The sequence below is a fragment of the Enterobacter sp. FB genome, assembly GCF_000805795.1.
GTDB classification, from domain to species: Bacteria; Pseudomonadota; Gammaproteobacteria; order Enterobacterales; family Enterobacteriaceae; genus Enterobacter; species Enterobacter roggenkampii.
This window is the reverse complement of sequence record NZ_JSZC01000013.1, coordinates 2,437,569-2,461,103: the sequence shown is the minus strand read 5'-3', so window position 1 is coordinate 2,461,103 and position 23,535 is coordinate 2,437,569. Positions and strand designations below refer to the sequence as shown.

24 protein-coding genes are annotated in these 23,535 nt (G+C 57.2%); 18 read left to right on the top strand and 6 right to left on the bottom strand.

The features are described from left to right. Positions 1-91 precede the first annotated feature (91 nt). Entirely contained in the window at positions 92-2,089 is a 1,998-nt protein-coding gene (mnmC, locus tag PI91_RS18710; RefSeq protein ID WP_039266792.1) for a bifunctional tRNA (5-methylaminomethyl-2-thiouridine)(34)-methyltransferase MnmD/FAD-dependent 5-carboxymethylaminomethyl-2-thiouridine(34) oxidoreductase MnmC, read from the bottom strand. Between the two features lie 158 nt (positions 2,090-2,247). Between mnmC and fabB the strand changes: the two genes are divergently transcribed. Beyond that, positions 2,248-3,465 (top strand): beta-ketoacyl-ACP synthase I, encoded by a 1,218-nt coding sequence (fabB, locus tag PI91_RS18705; RefSeq protein WP_008502605.1) that lies wholly within the window; start codon positions 2,248-2,250, stop codon positions 3,463-3,465. 207 nt (positions 3,466-3,672) lie between these two features. Then, complete coding sequence (locus PI91_RS18700; RefSeq protein WP_039266791.1) at positions 3,673-4,851, top strand: MFS transporter; 1,179 nt, start codon at positions 3,673-3,675, stop codon at positions 4,849-4,851. An 88-nt stretch (positions 4,852-4,939) separates the two neighbouring features. On the opposite strand, the gene flk is transcribed toward PI91_RS18700, so the two are convergent. Next, positions 4,940-5,944 carry a flagella biosynthesis regulator Flk gene (gene flk, locus PI91_RS18695; protein ID WP_039266789.1) on the bottom strand — a complete coding sequence of 335 codons (1,005 nt, stop codon included), beginning with the start codon at positions 5,942-5,944 and terminating at the stop codon, positions 4,940-4,942. A gap of 113 nt (positions 5,945-6,057) precedes the next feature. Between flk and pdxB the strand changes: the two genes are divergently transcribed. From pdxB to hisP, 15 genes are all read left to right on the top strand, one after another. Next, a complete protein-coding gene (gene pdxB / locus PI91_RS18690) occupies positions 6,058-7,194 on the top strand; it encodes a 4-phosphoerythronate dehydrogenase PdxB (protein ID WP_025912740.1) in 1,137 nt (378 codons plus the stop codon). A 67-nt stretch (positions 7,195-7,261) separates the two neighbouring features. Beyond that, entirely contained in the window at positions 7,262-8,275 is a 1,014-nt protein-coding gene (locus PI91_RS18685) for an aspartate-semialdehyde dehydrogenase (protein WP_023325776.1), read from the top strand. After that, on the top strand, positions 8,275-9,087 hold the full coding sequence (gene truA / locus PI91_RS18680; RefSeq protein ID WP_008502600.1) for a tRNA pseudouridine(38-40) synthase TruA: 813 nt from the start codon (positions 8,275-8,277) through the stop codon (positions 9,085-9,087). Before PI91_RS18685 ends, truA begins: the two co-directional genes overlap by 1 nt. 28 nt (positions 9,088-9,115) lie before the next feature. Beyond that, complete coding sequence (locus PI91_RS18675; RefSeq protein ID WP_008502599.1) at positions 9,116-9,775, top strand: DedA family protein; 660 nt, start codon at positions 9,116-9,118, stop codon at positions 9,773-9,775. 154 nt (positions 9,776-9,929) lie between these two features. Continuing rightward, positions 9,930-10,835 (top strand): acetyl-CoA carboxylase, carboxyltransferase subunit beta, encoded by a 906-nt coding sequence (gene accD, locus PI91_RS18670; RefSeq protein WP_008502598.1) that lies wholly within the window; start codon positions 9,930-9,932, stop codon positions 10,833-10,835. 70 nt (positions 10,836-10,905) lie between these two features. Continuing rightward, positions 10,906-12,174: a bifunctional tetrahydrofolate synthase/dihydrofolate synthase gene (folC, locus tag PI91_RS18665; protein ID WP_039266788.1), complete on the top strand. Its 1,269-nt coding sequence runs from the start codon at positions 10,906-10,908 to the stop codon at positions 12,172-12,174. Continuing rightward, a complete protein-coding gene (gene dedD, locus PI91_RS18660) occupies positions 12,164-12,862 on the top strand; it encodes a cell division protein DedD (protein ID WP_008502596.1) in 699 nt (232 codons plus the stop codon). The genes folC and dedD overlap by 11 nt, the downstream gene beginning before the upstream one ends. A 165-nt stretch (positions 12,863-13,027) precedes the next feature. Beyond that, positions 13,028-13,516 carry a colicin V production protein gene (gene cvpA, locus PI91_RS18655; RefSeq protein ID WP_000262116.1) on the top strand — a complete coding sequence of 163 codons (489 nt, stop codon included), beginning with the start codon at positions 13,028-13,030 and terminating at the stop codon, positions 13,514-13,516. 33 nt (positions 13,517-13,549) lie between these two features. Further along, positions 13,550-15,067 (top strand): amidophosphoribosyltransferase, encoded by a 1,518-nt coding sequence (gene purF, locus PI91_RS18650; RefSeq protein ID WP_021241570.1) that lies wholly within the window; start codon positions 13,550-13,552, stop codon positions 15,065-15,067. Between the two features lie 89 nt (positions 15,068-15,156). Then, complete coding sequence (locus PI91_RS18645) at positions 15,157-15,726, top strand: UbiX family flavin prenyltransferase (RefSeq protein ID WP_023344598.1); 570 nt, start codon at positions 15,157-15,159, stop codon at positions 15,724-15,726. Between the two features lie 291 nt (positions 15,727-16,017). After that, entirely contained in the window at positions 16,018-16,800 is a 783-nt protein-coding gene (gene argT / locus PI91_RS18640; protein ID WP_008502593.1) for a lysine/arginine/ornithine ABC transporter substrate-binding protein ArgT, read from the top strand. 226 nt (positions 16,801-17,026) lie between these two features. Beyond that, positions 17,027-17,809: a histidine ABC transporter substrate-binding protein HisJ gene (hisJ, locus tag PI91_RS18635; RefSeq protein WP_008502592.1), complete on the top strand. Its 783-nt coding sequence runs from the start codon at positions 17,027-17,029 to the stop codon at positions 17,807-17,809. Between the two features lie 88 nt (positions 17,810-17,897). After that, the gene (locus PI91_RS18630; RefSeq protein ID WP_008502591.1) at positions 17,898-18,584 is read left to right on the top strand and encodes a histidine ABC transporter permease HisQ; all 687 of its coding nucleotides are present in this window, start codon (positions 17,898-17,900) and stop codon (positions 18,582-18,584) included. Further along, the gene (locus tag PI91_RS18625) at positions 18,581-19,297 is read left to right on the top strand and encodes an ABC transporter permease (RefSeq protein WP_032642002.1); all 717 of its coding nucleotides are present in this window, start codon (positions 18,581-18,583) and stop codon (positions 19,295-19,297) included. The genes PI91_RS18630 and PI91_RS18625 overlap by 4 nt, the downstream gene beginning before the upstream one ends. 8 nt (positions 19,298-19,305) lie before the next feature. Continuing rightward, positions 19,306-20,079 (top strand): histidine ABC transporter ATP-binding protein HisP, encoded by a 774-nt coding sequence (gene hisP, locus PI91_RS18620; protein WP_014832781.1) that lies wholly within the window; start codon positions 19,306-19,308, stop codon positions 20,077-20,079. 98 nt (positions 20,080-20,177) lie between these two features. Here the strand turns inward: hisP and PI91_RS18615 are convergent, their stop codons facing one another. The 4 genes from PI91_RS18615 to yfcG all read right to left on the bottom strand — a co-directional run bounded on the left by PI91_RS18615 (position 20,178) and on the right by yfcG (position 22,712). Then, positions 20,178-20,687 carry a GNAT family N-acetyltransferase gene (locus tag PI91_RS18615; protein ID WP_039266787.1) on the bottom strand — a complete coding sequence of 170 codons (510 nt, stop codon included), beginning with the start codon at positions 20,685-20,687 and terminating at the stop codon, positions 20,178-20,180. Between the two features lie 44 nt (positions 20,688-20,731). After that, on the bottom strand, positions 20,732-21,625 hold the full coding sequence (locus tag PI91_RS18610) for a TIGR01777 family oxidoreductase (RefSeq protein ID WP_039023982.1): 894 nt from the start codon (positions 21,623-21,625) through the stop codon (positions 20,732-20,734). Positions 21,626-21,638: 13 nt separating this feature from the next. Then, on the bottom strand, positions 21,639-22,007 hold the full coding sequence (gene folX / locus PI91_RS18605; protein ID WP_008502586.1) for a dihydroneopterin triphosphate 2'-epimerase: 369 nt from the start codon (positions 22,005-22,007) through the stop codon (positions 21,639-21,641). Between the two features lie 75 nt (positions 22,008-22,082). Beyond that, positions 22,083-22,712 carry a GSH-dependent disulfide bond oxidoreductase gene (gene yfcG, locus PI91_RS18600; protein WP_008502585.1) on the bottom strand — a complete coding sequence of 210 codons (630 nt, stop codon included), beginning with the start codon at positions 22,710-22,712 and terminating at the stop codon, positions 22,083-22,085. Positions 22,713-22,852: 140 nt separating this feature from the next. On the opposite strand from yfcG, the gene yfcF reads away from it, so the two are divergent. After that, complete coding sequence (yfcF, locus tag PI91_RS18595; RefSeq protein WP_008502584.1) at positions 22,853-23,497, top strand: glutathione transferase; 645 nt, start codon at positions 22,853-22,855, stop codon at positions 23,495-23,497. The last annotated feature ends 38 nt before the right edge of the window (positions 23,498-23,535 follow it).

The window sequence follows — 23,535 nt, the reverse complement described above, 5'->3', positions numbered from 1 at the left end:
GTTTTTCGCCCGGTGGCACTGCGCTTACCGGGCCTACTAATTTTCCCTCTCCCTGTGGGAGAGGGTTAGGGTGAGGGCACCAGGCCGCATCTTACTTAACCATTTTCCCCTTCAGCAGTTTCCTTACCCACAAGCGATTCGGATTCAGTCCCGCAAGCGTAACCCTGTCCAGCGGAATTGGCTCGTCGCTCATTTGCGCGGCTAACGTTTCAGCCAGCAGCGGCGCGGAGCACAGCCCACGGGAACCCAGCCCGCCCAGCATAAACAGCTCCGGATACACCGGTGCGGCCACCGCCGTTTCCTTGTTTTCAGCCAGATCTTCATAGGCCGCAAGCGTCGCGTCATAGTCCGGCGCGTTGCCCGCCATCGGCAGATGATCGCGGGTGGCGCAGCGCACGCCGCAGCGCGCGTCACCCTCGCTGACGTCAACCTCTTTCGCCCACGCCGCATCCGGGAAACAGTCAATCAGGCGCTGGCGGTTTTGCGCCTGATCCGCTTCGCTATAGCGCATATCCGTTTCGCCACGATGATAGCTGGCCCCGATGCAGTGATGGCCGTTAGACGGATTTTGCGGTGTCAGATAGCCGTCATAGCACAGCACCTGGCGCAGTTTGCCGAGCGCAGGCGCGGTGGGGATATGGCTTACCTGGCCGCCGACCGGATAAACCGGCAACGCTGCTGTCTGGATAAACTGGCTGATGTGATGCCCGTTGGCCAGCACAACGCTGGCATGGCTCGCCTCCTTGCCATCAGCAAAACGCAGAGCCCAGCGTTCTGTCCGGGTGAGCGATTCCACCTTGTGGGCAAAGTGCAGCGTCAGCCCTTGCGACTGCGCCAGGGCAATGACCGCCGCGGTCAGTTCGGCCGGGCACAGCCAGCCGCCGAGCGGGTACTGAATGCCCCCACACCCGGTTTCCACGCCAGCGGTGTCCGCCACCTCTTGCGCGCTTACCGCGCGGGCAATTTCTTCCGGCAGGCCCAGCGACAGCATCTGCGCGATCTTCTGCTGGCTCTTCTCATCCCAGCCGAGCTGCGTCACGCCACACCAGTTGTGGTCGAATGCCACTGGCAGCGCGTCGTACAGGCGGCGGGCGAAGGTAAAGGCTGCCGGGAAAAACTGGAACAGGGCCGGATCGTGTGCGCTTAAAAGCGGGTAAAGCGCGCCCTGGCGGTTGCCGGACGCGCCGCTGGCGGGCGCCTCGTCAGCGCAGTAGAGCGTCACCTGCCAGCCCCGGTGCAGCAGCGCGAGAGAGAGCAGGGCGCTGGCGATCCCACCGCCAACGATCGCTACGTCGCGCGATGCGCTGGCGCGGCGCGCAAACCAGGGCGTCTGAGCGGGGATGTCCAGCGTCTGCTCCATCCTGCCGACAAGCATGTCGCGCTTGCGGCCAAAGCCTTTGGTCTTCTGCATGGTAAAGCCCGCCTCCTGCAGCCCACGGCGGACAAAGCCCGCCGAGGTGAAGGTGGCAAGGGTAGCCCCAGGGCGCGCCAGCCGCGCCATCGCGTTAAACAGATGCTGGCTCCACATGTCCGGGTTTTTGGCAGGGGCAAAACCGTCCAGAAACCACGCGTCGACATTCTGATTCATCGAATCATCGAGCCTGTCGGTCAGGTCGTTGATGTCGCCGAGCCATAAGTCCAGCGTGACGCGTCCACCGTCCAGAATCAGACGGTGACAGCCGCCGATGTGGGGCGGCCACTGCGCCTGAAGCTGTTCTGCCCAGGGCGCAAGCTCCGGCCAGCGCTGGTGGGCAAGCCGCAGATCGTGCGCGGTGAGCGGGAATTTTTCGAAACTGATGAAATGTAATCTTTGTAGCGTAGCCTCAGGGTGAGCAGCGTGGAACTGATTAAACGCCTGCCAGAGGGTTAAAAAATTCAGACCGGTGCCGAATCCACTCTCCGCGACCACAAACAGGCTCCGCGGGTGCGCCGGGAAGCGGGTGCTGAGCTGGTTTCCGTCGAGGAAAACATAGCGAGTTTCTTCGAGTCCGTTATCATTAGAAAAATAGACGTCATCAAAATCTCGGGAAACAGGTGTACCCTCAGCGTTGAATTCGAGGTTGGCGGGTTGTATAGCGTTTTGTTTCACGTAAGTTACTCGTCTGACAGGCAGTGGCACGATCTTAACGATGTGAGTCCATCGGTGCAAATTTCCGCAGAAAATGTCTGATCGGACTTGTTCGGCGTACAAGTGTACGCTATTGTGCGACTCGAAACTTACTATAGTGCGACTTACAGAGGTATTGAATGAAACGTGCAGTGATTACTGGCCTGGGCATTGTTTCCAGCATCGGTAATAACCAGCAGGAAGTCCTGGCATCTCTGCGTGAAGGACGCTCCGGGATCACTTTCTCTGAAGAGTTTAAAGATTCAGGTATGCGTAGCCACGTATGGGGTAACGTCAAACTGGACACCACCGGTTTGATCGACCGCAAAGTGGTTCGTTTCATGAACGATGCCTCTATTTATGCTTATCTCTCCATGCAGGAAGCGATCAAAGATTCTGGCCTGAGTGAAGAGGTTTATCAGAACAACCCGCGCGTGGGTCTGATCGCCGGTTCCGGCGGCTCATCTAAAGCGCAGGTATTCGGTGCTGACGCCATGCGTAGCCCGCGTGGTCTGAAAGCGGTAGGTCCGTACGTGGTCACGAAAGCCATGGGTTCTGCGGTTTCCGCGTGCCTGGCGACCCCGTTCAAAATCCACGGTGTGAACTACTCCATTAGCTCCGCGTGTGCGACCTCCGCACACTGTATCGGTAACGCTGTTGAGCAGATCCAGCTGGGTAAACAGGACATCGTATTTGCTGGCGGCGGCGAAGAGCTGGGCTGGGAAATGGCCTGTGAATTCGACGCGATGGGCGCATTGTCCACCAAGTACAATGAGACCCCGGACAAAGCTTCCCGTACCTATGATGCGCACCGTGACGGTTTTGTTATCGCGGGCGGCGGCGGTATGGTTGTGGTTGAAGAGCTGGAGCACGCTCTGGCACGTGGCGCGCACATCTATGCTGAGATCGTGGGCTACGGTGCAACGTCTGACGGCGCCGACATGGTTGCGCCATCCGGCGAAGGCGCGGTGCGCTGCATGAAGATGGCGATGCACGGCGTTGATACCCCAATCGACTACCTGAACTCTCACGGTACTTCTACGCCGGTAGGCGACGTGAAAGAGCTGGGTGCGATCCGTGAAGTCTTCGGCGACAACAGCCCGGCTATCTCTGCCACCAAAGCCATGACCGGTCACTCTCTGGGTGCGGCTGGCGTACAGGAAGCGATCTACTCTCTGCTGATGCTGGAAAACGGCTTTATCGCGCCAAGCATCAACATCGAAGAGATGGATGAGCAGGCTGCTGGCCTGAACATCGTGACCAAACCAACGGACGCGACGCTGACCACCGTCATGTCCAACAGCTTCGGTTTCGGCGGCACCAACGCCACGCTGGTCATGCGTAAGCTGAAAGCATAAGTTTTATGTTTGATTCGAAAGGGGAGCCATAAGGCTCCCTTTTTTATGCATTGACAAGCGGCTGATCTCACAGGCAAACTTCACCACTCAACATTATCCTCACGATAATGCGTAAGCCTTTAACGTCAACCAACGCACCTTAATCCTGATAATCAGGTAGAGGGGGCGTGGCATTTCCCCGCCTTACTCTTCATTTCGGAGTAAAGCATGACTGCAGTAACTCAAACAGAAACAACCCCTTCAGCGAACGTCTCGCTGTTCCGTATCGCCTTTGCGGTATTCCTGACCTATATGACCGTTGGCCTGCCGCTGCCGGTGATCCCGCTGTTCGTACACCAGGAGCTGGGCTATGGCAACACCATGGTCGGCATCGCCGTGGGTATCCAGTTTTTAGCGACGGTTTTAACCCGCGGCTACGCCGGACGGCTGGCGGACCAGCACGGTGCCAAACGTTCGGCGCTGCAGGGCATGTTTGCCTGCGGCCTGGCGGGCGGCGCATGGCTGCTGGCGGCTGTTCTGCCGGTCGACGCGGCGTATAAATTTGCGCTGCTGGTACTGGGCCGTTTAATCCTGGGCTTTGGTGAAAGCCAGCTGCTGACCGGCACCCTGACCTGGGGAATGGGGCTGGTAGGGCCAGCACGTTCCGGCAAGGTGATGTCCTGGAACGGCATGGCCATCTACGGCGCGCTGGCCGCCGGGGCACCGCTTGGTCTGCTGATCAACAGCCAGTTCGGTTTTGCGGCGCTGGCTGCCACCACCATGGCGCTGCCGCTGGTGGCATGGGCGTTTAACGGCTCGGTGCGTAAGGTGCCCGCGCACAAAGGCGAGCGTCCTTCCCTGTGGAGCGTGGTCGGCCAAATCTGGCAGCCGGGCCTGGGTCTGGCGCTGCAGGGCGTGGGTTTTGCGGTGATTGGGACGTTCGTCTCGCTCTATTTTATGAGCCGCGGCTGGGCGATGGCCGGTTTTACGCTTACCGCGTTTGGCGGCGCGTTTGTGCTGATGCGCGTCTTCTTCGGCTGGATGCCGGATCGCTTTGGCGGCGTGAAGGTGGCGGTGGCGTCGCTGGTCATTGAAACCATCGGTCTTCTGCTGTTGTGGAATGCACCCGTGGCATCCGTTGCGCTGCTTGGTGCGGCGCTGACCGGCTGCGGCTGTTCTCTGATCTTCCCGGCGCTGGGCGTTGAAGTGGTGAAGCGAGTGGCTCCGCAGGTGCGCGGGACGGCGCTCGGCGGCTATGCGGCGTTTCAGGATATCTCATACGGAGTAACCGGGCCGCTGGCCGGGGTGTTAGCCACCTCGTTTGGCTATCCGTCCGTCTTCCTGGCCGGTGCGGTTTCCGCGGGGGTGGGGATCGTGGTGACGCTGGTGGCGTTTCGCAGAACGTGAGTCGTTGTTGCCGGGTGGCGCTGCGCTTACCCGGCCTACGGTTCGAGCCGTTGTAGGCCCGGTAAGCGCAGCGCCACCGGGCAAAATATCAGGCAACCAGCCAGAAAATCGCCAGCGCAATCAGTAATGCAATAAACATCAATCCCGGACGCGCAGAAAATGTTCTGAAGGTCTCCACGACCGGCGCAAACAGCGGGCTGTAGATCGGCTGAATATTTCTCACCTCCGGTACGCCGCCTTCGCGCTCGGCGCGGCGAACGAAGATCTGGTTGAGCAGATCCTGCACCTGCGCGGTAGTCAGTACCGTCTGCGGCGTGGCCTGCCAGTTCTGCTGGGCATAATCCCGAATCACCTCGAACTCGTGCGGCTCAAGCGGCTGTTTCAGCGCGGCCTGCACAGTATGCAGGGTAGGGGCGCTCTGGGTGCTGAGCGTCTGGCGTGCCTGGAGCCAGGTCACCAGATGGGTAAACTGTTTGGCCGGGATCAGCTCGCCTGCCTTCACGCCCGACAGTTCCAGCATGGATTGCCAGATAAGCTTCGTCGGCTCGCCGGTGGCCGCGGCCAGCTTCGTCACCATCTGCTTGAGCGTATTGTGCTCGGCGGGCAGCAGCGGACGCTCGGTCGCCGGGCGCACCTGCGGCTGCGGAATCGACAGCTCATTGTTCTGCAGCAGCGTCAGCACGGTTTTGAGCTGGTCGGGCGTAAGCTGGCCCAGCGCGGTCTGACCATACTGCTGGCGAATAAAATCACTCACCGCCTGGCGGTTATTTCCCTGGCCCAGCAGCTCCGTCAGCTGAGAAACAATCTGGCGCGTGGTGTGGTTCTGCTGCGCGGTCGTAATACGCTGGTTCAGATTTTGCTCGGCAGCGGGGAAATGGCGCGACTGCAGCGGTGCGTCGTTCCTCACGCCTAAATCATGCTTCACCCCGGCCCAGACTTCCGCGTTTTGCTGTGAAGTCAGCGCAATCAGGCGCGTGATCAGTCGCTCCAGCACGGTGCGCTGTTGCGTGGATAGCGGTTGTTCACCGGCAACGTTTGGCGTGACGGGGCCTTCACCCGGAGGGCGTGGCGGCGTACCTGAAATGGGCTGCATCGTCAAAAATCCTTAAAGTCAAAACTCAGCGTAAACCTGGCAGACGTATATGCCTGGCGGCCAGATTATGGCACACTTGGCAGGTTTTCTTCCTCTCAAACAGGTACTCAGACGTGAAAATCCTCGTTGATGAAAATATGCCTTACGCCCGTGAGCTGTTTAGCCGCCTGGGTAACGTTAAGGCTGTTCCTGGTCGCCCGATCCCGGTCAACGAACTGGACGATGCCGACGCCCTGATGGTGCGCTCGGTGACCAAAGTAAATGAGGCGTTGCTCGCCGGTAAGGCGATTAAGTTCGTTGGGACCGCAACGGCAGGGACCGATCATGTGGATGATAAATGGCTGAAGCAGGCCGGAATCGGTTTCTCCGCCGCGCCGGGCTGTAACGCGATTGCCGTCGTGGAATACGTTTTCTCCTCGCTGCTGATGCTGGCCGAGCGCGACGGGTTTGCGCTGAAAGACCGCACCGTGGGGATTGTCGGCGTGGGTAACGTCGGCGGACGCCTGCAAAAGCGCCTGGAAGCGTTAGGGATCCGCACGTTGCTGTGCGATCCGCCGCGCAAAGACAACGGCGACGACGGGGATTTCCGTTCGCTGGACGAGCTGGTTGAACAGTGCGACGTGCTGACGTTCCACACGCCGCTGTTTAAAGAGGGGCCGTATAAGTCTCTGCATCTGGCCGATGAGGCGTTAATTCGCCGTCTGAAGGCTGGCACTATTCTGATAAATGCCTGCCGTGGTCCGGTAGTTGATAACGCCGCGCTGCTGACGTGTCTGAACGAAGGACAAAACCTCAGCGTGGTGCTGGACGTCTGGGAGCCGGAGCCGGACCTCAACGTTGAGCTGCTAAATAAGGTTGATGTGGGCACGGCGCATATCGCTGGTTATACCCTCGAAGGGAAAGCCCGCGGTACGACGCAGGTCTTCGAAGCCTACAGCGCCTTTATCGGCCATCCGCAGCAGGTGGCGCTGGATACCTTACTCCCCGCGCCTGAATTTGGCCGCATTACCCTTCACGGCCCGCTCGATCAGGCAACGCTGAAAAGGCTGGTGCATTTGGTGTATGATGTGCGCCGCGATGATGCGCTGCTGCGTAAAGTGGCGGGGATCCCGGGTGAGTTTGATAAGCTGCGCAAGAACTACGTTGAGCGCCGCGAGTGGTCTTCCCTCTATGTGATGTGCGACGACGCGTCGGCGGCGACGCTGCTGCACAAGCTGGGGTTTAACGCCGTTCATCACCCGGCGCATTAATGTCTTCTTAATGCTCCCTGTCGGATACTCCGACAGGGACGCTTTTTTATTTCTGGAGTAAACCACCATGTCTGAAGGCTGGAACATTGCCATTTTAGGTGCCACGGGTGCCGTGGGCGAAGCCCTGCTCGAAACGCTTGCTGAGCGTCAGTTCCCGGTGGGCGATATCTATGCGCTGGCGCGAACGGATAGCGCGGGTGAGCATCTGCGTTTTAACAATAAATCCGTCATGGTTCAGGATGCGGCGGCGTTCGACTGGACGCAGGCGCAGCTGGCGTTTTTCGCCGCGGGCGCTGAAGCCACTGCGGCGTACGTTGAAGAGGCGACCAACGCAGGCTGCCTGGTCATCGATCTGAGCGGTCTGTTCTCCATGGAGCCGGATGTGCCGCTGGTGGTGCCGGACGTGAACCCGTTTGTACTGGCTGACTACCGCAACCGTAACGTCATTGCGGTACCGAACAGCCTGACCAGCCAGCTGCTGACTGCACTGAAACCGCTGATCGACGACGGCGGCCTGTCGCGCATTACCGTGACCAGCCTGCTGTCCGCGTCCGCAAACGGCAAAAAGGCCGTTGACGCGCTGGCCGGGCAGAGCGCGAAGCTGCTGAACGGTATCCCGATTGACGAAGATGATTTCTTTGGCCGCCAGCTGGCGTTCAATATGCTGCCGCTGCTGCCGGACCGCGAGGGTTCCGTGCGCGAAGAGCGTCGTATCGTTGATGAGGTGCGTAAAATTCTGCAGGACGATGGCCTGATGATCTCCGCAAGCGTCGTGCAGTCCCCGGTCTTCTACGGTCACGCGCAGATGGTCGGCTTTGAAGCGCTGCGTCCCCTGGCGGCAGAAGAGGCGCGCGATGCGTTTGGTCGCGGGGAAGACATCGTTCTCTCTGAAGAGAGTGAGTTCCCGACGCAGGTAGGCGACGCCACCGGCAGCGCGCATCTTTCCGTTGGCTGCGTGCGTAACGACTACGGTATGCCGGAGCAGGTTCAGTTCTGGTCCGTTGCCGACAACGTTCGTTTCGGCGGCGCGCTGATGGCGGTCAAGATCGCTGAAAAACTGGTGCAGGAGTACCTGTACTGATGTCAGACGTGGAACAAAAGCCTGTTCATAAAATTGCCCTCGGTATTGAGTACGATGGCAGTAAATATTATGGCTGGCAGCGTCAGAATGAGGTGCGCAGCGTCCAGGAGAAACTGGAGAAAGCGCTCTCTCAGGTGGCAAACGAGCCGATTAACGTCCTGTGCGCAGGCCGTACGGACGCGGGCGTTCACGGCACGGGGCAGGTGGTGCACTTTGAGACCACCGCCGTGCGTAAGGATGCCGCCTGGACGCTGGGTGTAAATGCGAATTTGCCTGGTGACATTGCGGTGCGTTGGGTGAAAGCTGTGCCGGATGATTTTCATGCGCGTTTCAGCGCCACCGCGCGTCGTTACCGCTACGTCATCTACAACCAGCGTCTGCGTCCGGCGGTGTTAAGCCAGGGCGTGACGCATTTTTATGAACCGCTCGATGCGGAACGCATGCATCGCGCGGCGCAGTGTCTGATTGGTGAAAATGACTTTACCTCGTTTCGTGCGGTGCAGTGTCAGTCCCGCACGCCGTGGCGTAATGTCATGCACATTAACGTCAGCCGTTTTGGCGCGTATGTGGTGGTGGATATCAAAGCCAATGCCTTTGTACATCATATGGTGCGGAATATTGTGGGCAGCCTGATGGAAGTGGGTGCCGGACACCAGCCGGAGAGCTGGATTGCAGACCTGCTGGCAGCGAAGGACAGAACGCTTGCGGCAGCCACGGCGAAAGCGGAAGGGCTGTATCTGGTCTCGGTAGACTATCCGGATCGGTTTGACCTGCCGAAACCGCCAATGGGGCCGCTGTTTCTAGCGGACTAAACAAAGGTGCAATTAAGGCTTAGACAATATGGACGTAATTCGTTTTTTGATTGATTTCATCCTGCATATTGATGTTCACCTGGCAGAGCTGGTCGCGCAGTACGGCGTCTGGGTTTATGCCATTCTGTTCCTCATTCTGTTTTGTGAAACCGGGCTGGTTGTCACGCCGTTCCTGCCGGGCGATTCACTGCTGTTTGTCGCCGGGGCGTTATCGGCGCTGCCCACCAACGATCTGAATGTGCATCTTATGGTGGTGCTGATGGTGATTGCCGCCATCGTCGGTGATGCGGTCAACTACACGATTGGACGCGTATTCGGTGAACGGCTTTTCAGCAATCCGGATTCAAAAATTTTCCGCCGCAGCTATTTAGATAAAACTCATGCGTTTTATGAACGCCATGGCGGAAAAACCATTATCCTTGCGCGCTTTGTGCCTATTGTGCGCACATTTGCACCGTTTGTGGCGGGAATGGGACATATGTCCTATCGTCATTTTGCCATGTATAACGTCGTGGGGGCGCTGCTTTGGGTACTGCTGTTTACCTATGCAGGCTACCTGTTTGGCGATCTCCCTGTGGTTCAGGAAAATCTTAAGTTACTGATTGTAGCGATTATTGTGCTTTCCGTACTGCCGGGCGTTATCGAAATCATTCGTCATAAACGTGCGGCGGCAAAGCAAGCGAAGTAAATGCACACTGGCGGTTCGACCACTTTTTTATCCAAAGTTTCGGGCTGTTATGTTTTAATGTGCAACATTCATGGTCTGTTGGAGGCAAAAATGGCATTATTCGCCTCTTATAGCAAAACTGGCATACGACCAGGTTCAGGCAGAAAGGTTATCAATGAGCTGGATTGAACGAATTAAAAGCAACATTACCCCAACGCGTAAAGCGAGCATTCCTGAAGGGGTATGGACGAAGTGTGATAGCTGCGGCCAGGTTCTGTATCGCGCAGAGCTGGAGCGCAACCTTGAGGTGTGTCCGAAGTGTGACCACCATATGCGTATGTCGGCGCGCAACCGCCTGCATAGCCTGCTGGACGAAGGTTCTCTGGTAGAACTGGGCAGCGAGCTTGAGCCAAAAGACGTGCTGAAGTTCCGCGACTCCAAAAAATATAAAGATCGTCTGGCCTCCGCACAGAAAGAGACCGGCGAGAAAGACGCGCTGGTCGTCATGAAAGGCACCCTGCATGGGATGCCGGTTGTTGCCGCTGCGTTTGAGTTCTCCTTTATGGGCGGCTCAATGGGCTCCGTGGTCGGTGCGCGCTTCGTGCGTGCCGTTGAGCAGGCGCTGGAAGACAACTGTCCGCTGATCTGCTTCTCTGCCTCCGGCGGAGCACGTATGCAGGAAGCGCTGATGTCCCTGATGCAGATGGCTAAAACCTCTGCAGCGCTGGCGAAGATGCAGGAGCGCGGTCTGCCGTACATCTCCGTGCTGACCGACCCAACCATGGGCGGCGTCTCCGCGAGCTTCGCGATGCTGGGCGACCTGAACGTCGCTGAGCCAAAAGCGCTGATCGGCTTTGCGGGTCCTCGCGTTATCGAGCAGACCGTTCGTGAAAAACTGCCGCCGGGATTCCAGCGCAGTGAGTTCCTCATTGAGAAAGGCGCCATCGACATGATCGTCCGCCGTCCGGAAATGCGCCTGAAGCTGGCGCGCATCCTGGCGAAGCTGATGAATCTGCCAGCGCCGAACCCGGATGAGCCGCGTGAAGGCGTGGTGGTACCGGATCAGGAACCCGAGGCCTGATAACTGAAAAGGGCAGGGCCGGTTGGCGCTGCCCTTTTGCTTTCTAATCTGTTAATGACAACCGGGCATTATGGAAAATAAAAGCATTCCCCAAGCCACGTCGCCCCTGGCCGCGTGGCTTTCTTATCTGGAAAACCTGCACAGTAAAACCATCGATATGGGGCTTGAGCGCGTAAGCCAGGTTGCCGCGCGTCTTGATGTGCTGAAACCGGCGCCTTTCGTGTTCACCGTCGCAGGCACCAACGGCAAAGGTACCACCTGCCGCACGCTGGAATCCGTCCTGATGGCGGCGGGCTACAGGGTCGGCGTGTACAGCTCGCCACATCTGGTACGCTACACCGAGCGGGTTCGTGTGCAGAACCGCGAGCTGCCGGAGTCGGCGCATACGGCATCGTTCGCGGAAATTGAAGCCGCGCGCGGAGAGACCTCATTAACCTATTTTGAATACGGCACTCTGTCGGCCCTGTGGCTATTCAAACAGGCCCAGCTGGACGTGGTGATCCTTGAGGTTGGTCTCGGCGGACGTCTTGATGCGACCAATATCGTCGATGCAGACGTGGCGGTAGTGACCAGCATCGCGCTGGATCATATCGACTGGCTGGGGCCCGATCGTGAAAGCATTGGCCGCGAGAAGGCCGGTATTTTCCGGGCAAATAAACCTGCCGTGGTGGGCGAGCCGGATATGCCGCACACCATTGCTGACGTGGCGAACGAAAAGGGCGCACAGCTGCTGCGCCGCGGCGTTGACTGGCAGTATGAGGTTCAGGACAAAGGCTGGCGCTTTAGCGACGCGCAGGGGGCGCTGGATAACCTGCCGCTGCCGCAGGTCCCGCAGCCAAATGCGGCAACCGCGCTGGCGGCACTGCGCGCCAGCGGCCTCGTGGTCAGCGAACAGGCGATCCGCGAGGGTATACAAAACGCGATTCTGCCAGGGCGTTTCCAGATTGTGAGCGAGTCACCGCGCCTGATTCTGGATGTGGCGCACAACCCCCACGCGGCGGCGTATCTCGCGGGACGTCTCAAATCGTTACCAAAAACCGGGCGCGTGCTGGCGGTTATCGGTATGCTTCATGATAAAGATATCGGCGGGACGCTGGCCTGCATGGAGAGTGTGGTCGATAGCTGGTATTGTGCTCCTCTGGAGGGGCCACGCGGCGCGACGGCTGAGCAGCTGATGGAACATCTCGGCAAAGGCGCAATCTACAGTAGCGTGGCGCAGGCCTGGCATGCCGCGATGGCGGAGGCTAAACCAGAAGATACCGTGCTGGTGTGTGGTTCATTCCACACGGTGGCACATGTCATGGAAGTGATGGACGCGGGGAGAACCGGTGGCGAGTAAGTTTCAGAACCGTTTAACAGGAACCATTGTGCTGGTCGCGCTCGGGGTGATTATTCTTCCCGGGCTGCTCGACGGGCAGAAAAAGCATTATCAGGATGAGTTTGCCGCGATTCCGCTGGTGCCGAAACCGGGCGACCGCGATGAGCCGGATATGCTGCCCGCGGCGACGCAGGCGCTGCCTGCTCAGCCTCCGGAAGGGGCGGCGGAAGAGGTGCGCGCGGGGGATGCCGCCGCACCGTCGCTCGATCCGTCTCGCCTGGCGGCCACGAGCAACAGCGATATCGATCCTGTGCCGGTCGAGCAGCCTAAACCGGTTGAAAAACCGAAGCCGGTTGAGAAGCCGCAGCCGAAACCGCAGCGTGATAAAGCGGCAGAACAGCTCGCCGCAGCGTCAGAGACGCCTCCGCCAGCAAAACCGACGCAGCAGGACGCTGCTGCCCCAACGGGCAAAGCCTACGTGGTGCAGCTCGGTGCGCTGAAAAATGCGGACAAGGTGAATGAGGTGGTGGGTAAACTGCGCAGTGCGGGATATCGTGTTTACACTTCACCTTCCACGCCGGTGCAGGGTAAAATTACCCGTATCCTCGTGGGGCCAGAAGCGTCTAAAGACAAACTGAAAGGGTCGCTGGGTGAGCTGAAGCAGATCTCCGGCCTGAGCGGTGTGGTGATGGGCTACAGCGCAAACTAAGTACGACCTGCTCCTGTAAGAGAGAGGCGATAAGCCACGGCGTTGAACATTTTTTCAGCGCCTTTTTTATTTACGCGCGGGAAGGAAATCCCTACGCAAACGTTTTCTTTTTCTGTTAGAATTCGCCCCGAACTGGATGACAGGGCGTTTAATCGTGGGACACATATGGTCTGGATTGATTACGCCATCATTGCGGTGATTGGTTTTTCCTGTCTGGTTAGCCTGATCCGTGGCTTTGTTCGTGAAGCGTTATCGCTGGTGACCTGGGGTTGTGCTTTCTTTGTCGCCAGTCATTACTACACTTACCTGTCTGTCTGGTTCACGGGCTTTGAAGATGAACTGGTCCGAAATGGAATCGCCATCGCGGTGCTGTTTATCGCGACGCTGATTGTTGGCGCTATCGTCAATTACGTGATAGGTCAGCTGGTCGAGAAAACCGGTCTGTCAGGAACGGACAGGGTACTCGGGATCTGTTTCGGGGCGTTGAGAGGCGTGCTGATTGTGGCCGCGATCCTGTTCTTCCTGGATACCTTTACCGGGTTCTCCAAAAGTGAAGACTGGCAGAAATCGCAGCTCATTCCAGAGTTCAGCTTCATCATCAGATGGTTCTTTGACTATCTGCAAAGCTCGTCGAGTTTTTTGCCCAGGGCATAAACCCTGAGATGTGGCTTAACGAGGAAAAGACGAATGTGCGGTATTGTCGGTATCGCCGGTTTCATGCCGGTAAACCAGTCGATTTATGACGCGTTAACGGTGCTTCAGCACCGTGGGCAGGATGCTGCGGGTATCATCACCATTGATGCAAACAACTGCTTCCGTTTACGCAAGGCGAATGGCCTGGTAAACGATGTGTTTGAAGCCCGCCATATGCAGCGTCTGCAAGGTAATATGGGGATCGGTCACGTTCGTTATCCTACCGCTGGCAGTTCCAGCGCCTCTGAGGCACAGCCTTTCTACGTCAACTCACCGTATGGCATCACCCTTGCCCATAACGGCAACCTGACCAACGCGCATGAGCTGCGTAAAAAGCTGTTCGAAGAGAAACGTCGCCACATTAACACCACCTCTGATTCTGAAATCCTGCTCAACGTGTTCGCCAGCGAGCTGGATAACTTCCGTCACTATCCGCTGGAAGCGGACAACATTTTTGCCGCGATTGCCGCGACCAACCGTCAGATCCGCGGCGCGTACGCCTGCGTGGCGATGATCATCGGTCACGGCATGGTGGCCTTCCGCGATCCAAACGGCATTCGTCCGCTGGTACTCGGCAAGCGCGACCTCGGCGATGGCCGTACCGAATATATGGTTGCCTCGGAGAGCGTGGCGCTGGATACCCTGGGCTTCGAATTCCTGCGCGACGTTGCGCCGGGCGAAGCGGTGTATATCACCGAGAAGGGCCAGCTGTTTACCCGCCAGTGTGCCGACAACCCGGTCAGCAACCCGTGCCTGTTTGAATACGTTTACTTTGCCCGTCCGGACTCCTTCATCGACAAGATTTCCGTCTACAGCGCGCGCGTCAACATGGGCACCAAGCTTGGCGAGAAGATTGCCCGCGAGTGGGACGATCTCGACATCGACGTGGTGATTCCTATCCCGGAAACCTCCTGCGATATCGCGCTGGAGATCGCCCGCATTCTGGATAAGCCATACCGTCAGGGATTCGTGAAGAACCGCTACGTTGGCCGCACCTTTATCATGCCGGGGCAGCATCTGCGCCGTAAGTCCGTGCGCCGCAAGCTGAACGCTAACCGCGCGGAATTCCGCGACAAGAATGTTCTGCTGGTGGATGACTCCATCGTTCGCGGTACCACCTCTGAGCAGATTATCGAGATGGCACGCGAAGCGGGTGCGAAGAAAGTCTACCTGGCCTCTGCTGCGCCGGAGATTCGCTTCCCGAACGTGTACGGTATTGATATGCCAACCGCCAACGAGCTGATCGCTCATGGCCGTGAAGTGGATGAAATTCGCCAGATCATCGGCGCTGACGGCCTGATTTTCCAGGATCTGAACGATCTCATCGACGCGGTGCGTGCCGAGAATCCGGAAATTCAGCAGTTTGAATGCTCCGTGTTCAACGGCATTTACGTGACCAAAGACGTTGACCAGCAGTACCTAGACTATCTTGATTCGCTGCGCAACGACGATGCCAAAGCCGTTCAGCTGCAAAACGATCTCGAAAGCTTAGAGATGCACAACGAAGGTTGATGTTCCGGCAGGTGAGGGCGTATGCCCTCACTTGCAACTCCCCGCAAAATCCTGCACAGTCTGCCCTGAAATCAGTAAGGGCGAAAATCATGAAACGACTCATAGTTGGGCTCAGCGGTGCCAGCGGTGCGATTTACGGCGTACGTTTGCTACAGGTTCTGCGTAACGTGGCGGACGTCGAAACCCATCTGGTGATGAGCCAGGCGGCGCGGCAGACCCTCTCTCTGGAAACCGATCTCTCCCTGCGTGATGTTCAGGCGCTTGCGGATGTCGTTCACGATGCCCGTGATATCGCCGCCAGCATCTCCTCAGGCTCGTTTAAAACCGCCGGCATGGTGATCCTGCCCTGTTCAATCAAAACGCTCTCCGGCATTGTGAACAGCTATACCGACACCCTGGTGACGCGTGCGGCGGATGTGGTGCTGAAGGAGCGGCGTCCTCTGGTCCTGTGCGTGCGGGAAACGCCGCTGCACCTGGGCCATCTGCGCTTAATGACGCAGGCTGCTGAGCTGGGTGCTGTCATCATGCCGCCGGTGCCCGCGTTCTACCATCGTCCGCAAACGCTGGACGACATTATCAACCAGACCGTTAACCGCGTACTCGATCAGTTCGACATCGACCTGCCCGAGGATCTCTTCACCCGCTGGCAGGGTGCCTGAATCTGTGCACAAAGCAGGTGCATGAAAAGACACGTTGCCCTGTTTCAGGGCAATTATGCAACGGCGATCATATCCTCGACATTTAATTCGTTTTTTCCCTTTTTCTCTCTCCGGTTCGTTCGGCAGACCTGCTATCTTTCACCATTAAGGCAGTATCGCAACGTTTTATTAACATATTTAACGTCGAAGTTTTAACCAGACGGCAATGTGGCATAAGACCTGCAAGATGAAGCCTGCAACACAACACACAACACAATACATAATAAAATCACGGTACTTGAGGGTAAATGTATGAAGAAGACGGTTCTGGCTCTGTCTTTGCTGGTGGGGTTAAGTGCGGCAGCAGGTAGCTACGCAGCGCTTCCACAGACGGTTCGTATCGGTACAGACGCAACCTACGCGCCATTCTCTTCCAAGGATGCGAAAGGCGATTTCGTGGGGTTTGATATCGATCTGGGTAATGAAATGTGCAAACGCATTGCGGTGAAATGCACATGGGTGGGCAGCGACTTTGACGCGTTAATCCCGTCGCTGAAAGCCAAGAAAATCGACGCCATTATCTCTTCTCTTTCCATCACTGAAAAACGCCAGCAGGAGATTGCCTTCTCTGACAAGCTCTACGCCGCGGATTCTCGCCTGATTGCGCCTAAAGGCTCCCCGATTAAGCCCACCATCGACTCGCTGAAGGGCAAGCATGTCGGCGTGCTTCAGGGCTCGACGCAGGAAGGCTATGCCAATGCTAACTGGCGTGAGAAGGGCGTAGACGTGGTGGCTTACCAGAACCAGGATCTGATTTACTCTGACCTGGCGGCAGGCCGTCTGGATGCGGCATTCCAGGATGAAGTCGCCGCGAGCGAAGGCTTCCTGAAGCAGCCTGCGGGTAAAGACTACGCGTTTGCAGGCCCGTCGGTGAAAGATAAAAAGTACTTTGGCGATGGCACCGGGATTGGCCTGCGTAAGGATGATACCGAGCTGAAAGCCGCCTTCGACAAAGCCTTTGCAGAGCTGCGTAAAGACGGTACGTACGACAAACTGGCGAAGAAATACTTCGACTTCAACGTATACGGTGAATAACACCTGGCGGTGACGCACCGGAAAGGTGCGTTACGGGAGCGGTTGACCCAATACGGTGCATTTGATGCACTGTATTGGATCGCTGTGTGCATACTTACGCATTAATAATGCAAAAATTCCCGCTGGAAAGGCATTAATCTTTGCCTGACTGAGGGGATTAATGGCACATTAGCACCACCCCGTCGTCGTAAAAATCCCGTATGAAGACAGTTTGTTGAGGACAAATATGAAAAAACTCGTGTTGTCATTATCACTGGTACTGGCCTTTTCCAGCGCCACCGCGGCATTCGCAGCTATTCCGCAGAAAATTCGAATTGGTACCGACCCTACCTATGCGCCGTTCGAATCGAAGAATTCAAAGGGTGAACTGGTCGGTTTTGACATCGATCTGGCCAATGAGCTGTGCAAACGCATCAAAGCACAGTGTACCTACGTTGAGAACCCGCTGGATGCGCTGATCCCGTCCCTGAAAGCGAAAAAAATCGACGTAATCATGTCCTCCCTCTCCATCACTGAAAAACGCCAGCAGGAGATTGCCTTCACCGACAAACTCTACGCGGCCGATTCACGTCTGGTGGTGGCGAAATCGTCTGATATTCAGCCTACGCTGGAATCGCTGAAGGGCAAACGCGTGGGCGTGCTGCAGGGCACCACTCAGGAAACCTACGGCAACGAGCACTGGGCACCGAAGGGGATTGAAATTGTCTCCTATCAGGGCCAGGAAAATATCTACGCTGACCTGACGGCAGGCCGTATTGATGCCGCATTCCAGGATGAAGTCGCGGCTAGCGAAGGCTTCCTGAAAACGCCGGTAGGTAAAGATTACAAGTTTGGCGGCCCGTCTATTAAGGACGTTAAGCTGTTTGGTGTGGGCACCGGTATGGGCCTGCGCAAAGAAGACAACGAACTGCGTGAGGCGCTGAACAAGGCGTTCGCTGAAATGCGCGCAGACGGCACGTACGACAAGCTGGCGAAAAAGTACTTTGATTTTAATGTTTACGGCGGCTAATCGCCCCGTCATATAACGTGCGGCCCCTCCCACGGCGGGAGGGGAAAAGACACGGTTCCACCACTCACGATACGACAGGGCTCGCGGTATGCTGTACGGATTTTCTGGCGTTATTTTACAGGGCGCGCTTGTCACCCTTGAGCTGGCTATCAGCTCCGTGGTGCTGGCGGTGCTGATAGGTCTGGCAGGCGCAGGGGCGAAGCTTTCAGCTAACAAACCGCTGGCGCTAATCTTTGAAGGCTACACCACGCTCATTCGCGGCGTTCCCGATCTGGTGCTGATGCTGCTGATCTTTTACGGTCTGCAGATTGCGCTTAACGGCATAACTGACGCGATGGGCATGGGACAAATTGATATCGACCCGATGGTGGCCGGTATTATTACCCTCGGTTTTATCTACGGCGCCTACTTCACTGAAACCTTCCGCGGTGCTTACATGGCCGTGCCGAAAGGTCACATTGAGGCGGCAACCGCATTTGGTTTTACCTCATCACAAACGTTTCGTCGGATTATGTTCCCGGCCATGATGCGCTACGCGCTGCCGGGCATCGGGAACAACTGGCAGGTTATCCTCAAAGCAACAGCGCTGGTCTCGCTGCTCGGTCTGGAAGACGTCGTGAAAGCGACTCAGCTGGCGGGTAAGAGCACCTGGGAGCCGTTCTATTTTGCGGTGGTCTGTGGCGTGATTTATCTGGTCTTTACGACCGTCTCCAATGGTGTGCTGCTTCTGCTGGAGCGTCGCTACTCCGTGGGTGTGAAGAGGGCTGACCTGTGATTGAGATTATTCAGGAATACTGGAAATCGCTGCTGTGGACAGATGGCTACCGCTTTACCGGCGTGGCGATCACGCTCTGGCTGCTGATCTCCTCCGTGGTAATGGGCGGTATTCTGGCGGTGTTTCTCGCCATTGGCCGCGTCTCGAACAATAAATTAATCCAGTTCCCGATCTGGCTGTTCACCTACGTCTTTCGCGGTACGCCGCTGTACGTGCAGCTGCTGGTGTTCTACTCGGGAATGTATACGCTTGAGATCGTAAAAGGCACTGAGATGCTGAATGCGTTCTTCCGCAGCGGTCTGAACTGTACGGTGCTGGCGTTGACGCTTAACACCTGCGCCTACACCACGGAGATTTTTGCGGGGGCGATTCGTTCTGTTCCTTACGGTGAAATTGAAGCTGCCCGGGCCTACGGCTTCTCGTCGGTGAAACTCTACCGCTGCATCATTCTGCCATCGGCCCTGCGTATCGCGTTACCGGCCTACAGTAACGAAGTGATTTTGATGCTGCACTCGACTGCGCTCGCCTTTACCGCGACGGTGCCGGACCTGCTCAAAATCGCGCGCGATATTAACTCCGCAACCTATCAGCCGTTTACCGCGTTTGGCATTGCGGCGGTGCTCTATTTAATTATCTCTTATGTTCTGATTAGCCTGTTCCGTAAGGCTGAAAAACGCTGGTTGCAGCATATAAAACCTTCTTCGACGCACTGAGAAAGATGATGGCTGAGAACAAATTAAACGTAATTGATTTGCACAAACGCTACGGCGAACATGAAGTGCTGAAAGGGGTGTCGCTGCAGGCGAATGCGGGCGACGTGATCAGTATCATCGGCTCATCTGGCTCGGGAAAAAGTACCTTCCTGCGCTGCATCAACTTCCTCGAAAAGCCGAGTGAAGGCTCAATTGTGGTGAGCGGGCAGAATATCAACCTGGTGCGTGACAAAGACGGTCAGCTGAAGGTGGCAGACAAGAACCAGCTGCGCCTGCTGCGTACGCGCCTGACGATGGTATTCCAGCACTTTAACCTCTGGAGCCACATGACGGTGCTGGAGAACGTGATGGAAGCACCGGTTCAGGTGCTGGGCCTGAGCAAGCATGAAGCCCGCGAGCGCGCGGTGAAATACCTGGCGAAAGTGGGCATTGACGAACGCCAGCAGATGAAATACCCGGTGCATCTCTCCGGCGGTCAGCAGCAGCGTGTCTCTATCGCCCGCGCGCTGGCGATGGAGCCCGAGGTGCTGCTGTTCGACGAACCGACCTCCGCGCTGGACCCTGAACTCGTTGGCGAAGTGCTGCGCATCATGCAGAAGCTGGCCGAAGAGGGCAAAACGATGGTGGTCGTGACGCACGAGATGGGCTTCGCCCGTAACGTCTCGAACCACGTGATTTTCCTGCATCAGGGGAAAATTGAAGAGCAGGGCCACCCGGACGAGGTGCTGGCAAACCCGCAAAGCCCGCGTTTGCAGCAGTTCCTTAAAGGCTCTCTGAAGTAAGAGGGCATCAGACCGCAGTGCAGCCCAATCGCCCGGTGGCGCTTCGCTTACCGGGCCTACAAAACCGTAGGCCGGGCAAACGCAGTGCCGCCCGGCATTCAGGCCGCACTACACTCCAGCCGGTACACCCAGTCGTCATAGCGCACGCCGTCAATCTCATACGCCTTTTCCAGCACCTGCATACGCACAAACCCGGCTTTCTCCAGCACCCGTATCGACCCGCCGTTGTCCGCCAGTACGTACGCATTAATCGCCTTCACGCCGGTCTGGTTAAAGGCGTAATCATACACCGCGCGCAGCGCTTCGCTGGCGATACCTTTCCCCTGCGCGGCAGGCACAACCGTATAGCCGATGTCGGCCTCTTCACGATTCTCAGCGCTGATTTGCAGGCCGATATCGCCCAGCGGCGTATCATCATCCCGGGCGCGAATGACAAACACATGAGCAGCAGCGAGTCGCGCGGCAAACACGCGTCGGGTCTCTTTTTCCGGGGCGATGGCGGCCATATAGCGCATGATGCGGCGATCTTCACGCAGCGAGCGGAAGAAGGCCCAGTCAGTGGGTTCAAAAGGGGTGAGGTAAAGCCGGGGAGTGGTGATGGTTGCCATTGTTACGCCATTTCTTCGGAACATGGCCTGTCACTGTACCATATTCACCGCACCACATCCCCCAGCGCCTCTTCTAATTCATACCAGCGGAACGCAAACCCGGCCGCTTCCAGCCGTTTTGGCAGCGCTCTCTGTCCGCCCAGTACCAGAACAGACGCTTCACCCATCAGCAGCCGAATCGCCGTCGCAGGCACACGCAATATCGCCGGGCGGTGCAGGGCATGTCCCAGCGCGTGGGCAAACTGTTCATTTCGCACCGGATACGGCGCAACCATGTTAAACGGCCCGCGCAGATCGTTATTCAGCAGCCAGAGAATCCCGTTGACCATATCGTCGATATGGATCCACGCCATATACTGACGGCCGTTACCGATCGGGCCGCCAAGGCCGAGTCGGAATGGCGGGAGCATCTTCGCCAGAATGCCGCCTTTCGGCGCGAGGACGACACCGGTCCGCAGCAGGCAAACGCGGGTCCGATCGCTCTGCGCCGCGCAGGCGATACGCTCCCACTGGGCGCAGAGCTTATGGGTGAACTCGTTATGGGGAGGCTCTTCCTCGGTCACCACCACCTCGCCAAGATCGCCGTAATAGCCCACTGCGGAACCCGAAATCAGCACGGAAGGCGGCGTATGGCTGTTGCGGATCAGCTCGACCAGTTTTTCGGTAATGTTCCACCGGCTGCTGCATAACAGCTGTTTTTGCTCTTCCGTCCAGCGCTTATCGGCGATGGGTTCTCCCGCGAGGTTAATAACGGCGTCGAAACCGTCCAGATTTTGCTGCTCGGCCAGATTTTTCCAGATATCAACACCTGCCCCCAGCACCTGACGCGCTTTTTCCGGGCTGCGCGAGACCACGGTGATGTCGTGGTGCAAGGCCTGCAGACGCGCAATGAGGTGACGACCAATCAGGCCAGTACCGCCGGTCAGCAAAATCTTCATACAACCTCCAGGTTTACGCCTGGCGTTTCCAGCTTAACGTCATAGAGACGGAGTCGGCGTAACGCAGGGCGTGAAGTTTATCGATCTCAACTTCAGCATAAGTGACCCAGTGATGTTCGCGTGCGATATCGAGCACATCCTGAGTTAATTTTTCCAGCAGAGAGAAACGGTTATTCTCCACAAACTGGATAATGTTCTTGGTGATTGTGCGGTAGTTCAGCGCGTCATTGATGTCTTCGCTGGCGCGCGCTTTGTCTGCGGGGTAGTGAATCACCACGTTAATAACAATATCCTGACGGTTGGCGATCTCTTCCTCTTTGATACCGATGAAGGTACGCAGGCGTAAATTTTTTATACGAATAATGGCGTCTGGCTGTGACATTGCAGGTCTTCTCCGTGTCAGTATTTCCTGCCCATAATACATGAGAGCCTCACAGGCACCCAGCCTCATACCGGGTTAAATTTGCTGGATTTTTTGCATCGCTCGCTCGGTCGCCGGGCGGGTCCGGATGCGCTCAAACCAGTTGTTCACCGCTGGGTAAGCGGCCAGGTCAATTCGGTGTTTTTCATGCGTATTCACCCACGGCCAGCAGGCGATGTCGGCAATACTGTAATGATCGCCCCCGAGCCACGGCGTTTTCTCCAGCCGACGGTTCAGAACGTCATAGAGCCGCTGCGTCTCAACCTGATAGCGTTCTATCGCGTAAGGAATGGGTTGCGGGGCGTAAGCGGTAAAATGATGATTTTGTCCCAGCATGGGGCCCAGCCCGCTTGCCTGCCAGAAAAGCCATTGCAGCGTATGGTGGCGCTCGCGCAGTTCGCCGCTCAGCAGCTTGCCGGTTTTCTCCGCCAGGTAGAGCAAAATTTCACCGGATTCAAACAGGCTCAACGGTCTGCCCCCGTCCGCCGGCTGGTTATCAATGATGGCCGGGATTTTATTATTCGGCGAGATAGCCAGAAAGAGAGGGCTGAACTGCTCGCCTTTGCTGATATCCACGCGAATGATTCTGTAATCCAGCTCGGCTTCTTCAAGAAAGAGGGTGATCTTATGGCCGTTTGGGGTAGGGGCATAATAAAGGTCGATCATTCTCAACTCCTGTCCATGCGAATAGTGGTGCCATGACAAATGAGTATAGGTGGTTGTTGTAAATCGTGAGTTTTCAGCAAGTGACAGCGAGGCAAAGAGATTATATGTTGAGTAAAAACCGATCAGCCTATGAGGATGTTATGAACCAGCCCGTCATTACGTTGTGGTCCGATGCGAACTTCTTTTCTCCCTATGTCATGAGCGTTTACGTTGCGCTGGCCGAAAAAGGACTCGCTTTTACCCTGAAGACCGTTGATCTCGACGGCGGTGAACATCTCAAGCCGCAGTGGCAGGGTTACGACCTGACCCGTCGCGTGCCGGTGCTGGAGATTGATGGATTTGCCCTGAGCGAATCGTCAGCGATCGATGAGTATCTGGAAGATCGGTTCGCCCCGCCGGAGTGGGAGCGTATCTATCCTCACGATCTGCAAAAGCGCGCCCGGGCGCGGCAGATCCAGGCGTGGCTGCGCAGCGATCTGGTGCCGATTCGCGTCGAACGCTCCACGGATGTCGTGTTTGCCGGGGTGAAAAAGCCCGCCCTCAGCGCAGAAGGCCAGGAAAGCGCGCAGAAGCTGATTGAAACCGCCTCCTTACTGCTCGCCCATGGCAACCCAAACCTGTTCGGCGAGTGGTGCATTGCGGATGCCGATCTGGCGTTGATGCTAAACCGCCTGATCCTCAACGGTGACGAGGTGCCGCAGCTGCTGGTGGATTATGCCGCGTTCCAGTGGCAGCGTGCCTCCGTGCAGCGCTATGTGGCACTCTCGGCCAAGCGCGCGGGCTGATAAGCCCTGACGCTTCAGGTATGATGGGGGCAGTCTGT